Origin of the sequence: Ilyobacter sp. (assembly GCF_041583315.1) — a bacterium.
Taxonomy (GTDB): Bacteria; Fusobacteriota; Fusobacteriia; order Fusobacteriales; family Fusobacteriaceae; genus Ilyobacter.
The window spans coordinates 1-3,443 of record NZ_JBFHGC010000323.1 but is presented as its reverse complement, the minus strand read 5'-3'; the positions used below and the strand labels follow the sequence as shown (position 1 = coordinate 3,443).

Below are 3,443 nucleotides of genomic sequence, written 5' to 3'. Positions count from 1 at the left end.
GTTCTTTCTGAATATCTTATCCACAGCGTAATAGGGGTGAGCGGCTCTTCACCTGCCTATGTATTTATGTTCATCGAAGCATTAGCCGACGGAGCTGTACTAGAAGGAATGCCAAGGGACAAAGCCTATCAGTTTGCGGCTCAGACTGTCTTAGGATCAGCAAAGATGGTACTCGAAACCGGTAAACATCCCGGAGTTCTAAAGGATGCAGTATGCTCTCCCGGAGGTACCACTATAGAGGCTGTAAAAGTCCTTGAAGAAGAGGGATTCAGAAAATCTGTAATAAAGGCTGTACAGGCCTGTGCAAAAAAATCAAAAGATATGAGTAAATAACCCTTCTCTCTCAGAAAAATTTTCCCGGAATAGCTCCCTCTATAAATTATAGAGGAAGCTATTCTTCACATCCTTATTTTTATACTTTATATTAACTTATAATTAATTTTTTTTAATTTGTAAGAATCGACAAAGTATACTATAACTTAACTAAGAAGATTTTCTTAATCTTTACAGATTATAGGAGGGAAACGACTTGGAAAAAAATATGATTTCCGAAGAAGAACTACAAGATTTTGAAAAGAAAATGAGGAAACAGCTCTCCAGATTCAGAGCTAAAAATTTTAAAAATCCTTTAGTTATAATGAATGCAGGAGGTGTAACCTCTACTTATAAAATAAAAACTTTTATCAATAAATTTTTGAATATCTTATCAGATTATCAATCTTTTGATACTACTTATCACCTTATTCTCACAACAGAAACAATAGAGACAATGACTATTTTTTCCACATCAGCCCGGACTACATTCAAACAACATATCAACTCTATAGAACCTCAGAATAAAGAGTACAGCCTTCTCAATCCAATCCATTTTATTAGCACCTTAAAATTTCAACCGGATATTGTTTTCATCTTTAATATGTCTAGAAATAAAGATTGCCTCAATGACAGTACCGAACTCAGGGACGATTTTTTGAATATTTCAAAAAAGTCGGTCTGGATAGTTCCGGAAGACTATGCTGATGAGTTTTCCAACCTTGATCCCCATATCCTTACTCAGAGGAAATATCTGGAAATATGCACCGAATCCCACTTGGATAAAGTCGATATTTTCCAGAGAGCCTTGACTCTGGCTACAAAAGCCCACAAAAACCAGTGGAGAAAGGGAACGACTACCCCCTATATTGTCCACCCTGTGATGGTTTCTATGCTCCTCAGAGAGGAAGGTTGCCCAGAAAATCTTATTCTTTCTGCCCTCCTCCACGATACCATAGAAGATTCCCATGTTACCTATGAGGATATAAAAACAAAATTTGGTAAAGAAGTGGCAAAAATAGTCCTCCATCTTTCAGACAAGGATAAAAATCTTCCCTGGGAAACCAGAAAACAAAGGGAGATTGACTTCTTACAAAAAGAAGCAACTACTGAGGAGATAATCGTAGCCTGTGCAGATAAGTATCACAATATTTCATGCATCAGTGCCGACTACAAGCTGGCTGGAAATCATGTGTGGAAAAGGTTTAATGCTCCTAAAGAAAAGCAAAAATGGTATTACCACGAACTTTTAAATGTATTTCAAAAGAGAAAGGAAGCATTGGATTCTCTTTCAATATATGAAGAATTCAGAAATAAAGTTTATGAGGTCTTCCCGGAGTAACTCTCCGGGATTTTTATTTCCGGGACTTTTTAAAATTCAATAGTGGAATTTTAAGCTTTTTTTCGATATAATAGTTTTAAAAATTAAATCTTTTACAAGGAGAACTTATGATTTTATGGGAAATTTTCTGGTCGTTTTTTAAAATAGGGGCAGTTACTTTTGGTGGCGGATACGCCATGATTCCCCTCATAGAAAAAGAGATCATTACAAAGAAAAAATGGATAGACGAAGGCGAACTTTTAGAGATCATAGCCATAGCCCAGATGACACCAGGGGTTATCGCCATAAACACAGCTACATTTGTAGGAAGGAAGTCTGCAGGGGTAAAAGGGGCTATTATTGCTTCAGTGGCAGTGACTCTCCCCTCTCTCTTTGTTATATCTTTCATAGTAACGTTTCTCTCTGGGACTTTTGACACTGTCCTGGCAAAAAAACTCCTCACAGGAGTCAGAGCCGGACTGCTGGCCCTTATGGCACATTCTTTACTCAGACTTTTCAGGTCTGGAGCAAACAATATCGTAGGAATAATACTCCTGACAATATCATTCACAGCACTTGTATTTTCTGTTTTTTCTCCCATAAATCTGATTATTTTTGGATCTCTGTCTGGACTTATGTTATACAGATTTTTCCCGGGATTCACTCTGAAATATCTGGACGGTGATAAAAAATGATTTACTTTACACTTTATTTTACTTTTTTCAAGATTGGACTTTTTACCTTTGGCGGGGGGCTTGCTATGCTGCCTCTTATTCAGGAGGAGCTCCTGGCCAGGAAATGGATGACCATCCCGGAATTTCTGGATCTCGTGTCAGTGGCACAGATGACTCCAGGTGCTATCGGGGTCAACTCTGCTACCTATGTGGGAAACAAATTATGCGGATTCTTCGGCGGTGTAGTAGCCACTGCAGGGGTTATCACTCCTTCTATAATTATTATACTGATACTCTCGGCTATACTTATAAAACTAAAAGGAAACCTCTATAAAGACGCATTCTTTTTCGGTATAAAACCTGTCACTATAGGACTGATCGGCTATGCAGGGTATATCATCGCAAAGGATACATATTTCATCAAAAAAGAAATAAGTATAGGGGCTATCTCAATTTCAATTTTAGCCTTTATTCTTCTCCACAAATACAAGATAAATCCAGTTTATATTATTTTTCTTTCGGCTTTCACAGGGGTAATTTTATTATAAAATCACCCTGTAACAAAAAGAGTCCATAAACCCTTGCAGGTATGGACTCTTTTTGTTTATTTGTTTTTTTTGCCTCTATACACCCCTGTCCTCAGCTCACTTATATAAAACTCCAAAGCCGGTATCTTCTTGTCGATGGCATACTGTACAGCCAGCTCTATATCATATGGTACTCTCACAATAGCCATGGAAAAAATCCCCTCATCCAGGCCTTTATATTTTCCTTCTATTATCCCGTAGGAAGCCAGAGTCATCTCAAGGGGATTCCCCACACTACCTACATTGAAAATCATTTTTTTATCAAAACACTGTGAATAGGCTCCGTGAATATCCCCGTATATTACCACATCTGAATCTATTTCTGAGTCTTCAGGAGCTTCAAAAAGTTCCATTTTTTCATCGTAGCTTGCTGTGGCGTGAACCCTTTTTAAGACATCCTTTGGTGAGGCGTGGCATATTCTTACCAGTTTTCCGCTCATATAAAACTCGTGGTATAGGGGAAGTTCCCTTAGGTATTTCAGTCTTTTCTCTCCCAGTACCCCCCTGTGCCACAAGACTTCTTCAAATTCATTATCTTCCTGCTCTGAT

General features: G+C 38.0%; 5 protein-coding genes. 4 read left to right on the top strand and 1 reads right to left on the bottom strand.

Going from position 1 to position 3,443, the window contains the following annotated elements; translation table 11 throughout:
* The 4 genes from ABZA26_RS10705 to ABZA26_RS10690 form a co-directional block, all read left to right on the top strand.
* Window positions 1–333 (top strand): pyrroline-5-carboxylate reductase dimerization domain-containing protein (locus ABZA26_RS10705; protein ID WP_372714518.1); only part of this gene is annotated, 333 nt, incomplete at its 5' end.
* A 196-nt stretch (window positions 334–529) separates the two neighbouring features.
* On the top strand, window positions 530–1,654 hold the full coding sequence (locus ABZA26_RS10700) for an HD domain-containing protein (RefSeq protein WP_372714517.1): 1,125 nt from the start codon (window positions 530–532) through the stop codon (window positions 1,652–1,654).
* Window positions 1,655–1,761: 107 nt separating this feature from the next.
* Window positions 1,762–2,328 (top strand): chromate transporter, encoded by a 567-nt coding sequence (locus ABZA26_RS10695; RefSeq protein ID WP_372714516.1) that lies wholly within the window; start codon window positions 1,762–1,764, stop codon window positions 2,326–2,328.
* Window positions 2,325–2,855 carry a chromate transporter gene (locus tag ABZA26_RS10690; protein WP_372714515.1) on the top strand — a complete coding sequence of 177 codons (531 nt, stop codon included), beginning with the start codon at window positions 2,325–2,327 and terminating at the stop codon, window positions 2,853–2,855. Before ABZA26_RS10695 ends, ABZA26_RS10690 begins: the two co-directional genes overlap by 4 nt.
* A 56-nt stretch (window positions 2,856–2,911) precedes the next feature.
* On the opposite strand, the gene ABZA26_RS10685 is transcribed toward ABZA26_RS10690, so the two are convergent.
* The coding region (locus ABZA26_RS10685) for a metallophosphoesterase (protein ID WP_372714514.1) at window positions 2,912–3,443 on the bottom strand (532 nt) is incomplete at its 5' end.

Bases quoted from the DNA above. Each gene is read 5' to 3' on its own strand.
- ABZA26_RS10690 (WP_372714515.1), top strand. From the start codon at position 2,325: ATGATTTACTTTACACTTTATTTTACTTTTTTCAAGATTGGACTTTTT.
- ABZA26_RS10695 (WP_372714516.1), top strand. From the start codon at position 1,762: ATGATTTTATGGGAAATTTTCTGGTCGTTTTTTAAAATAGGGGCAGTT.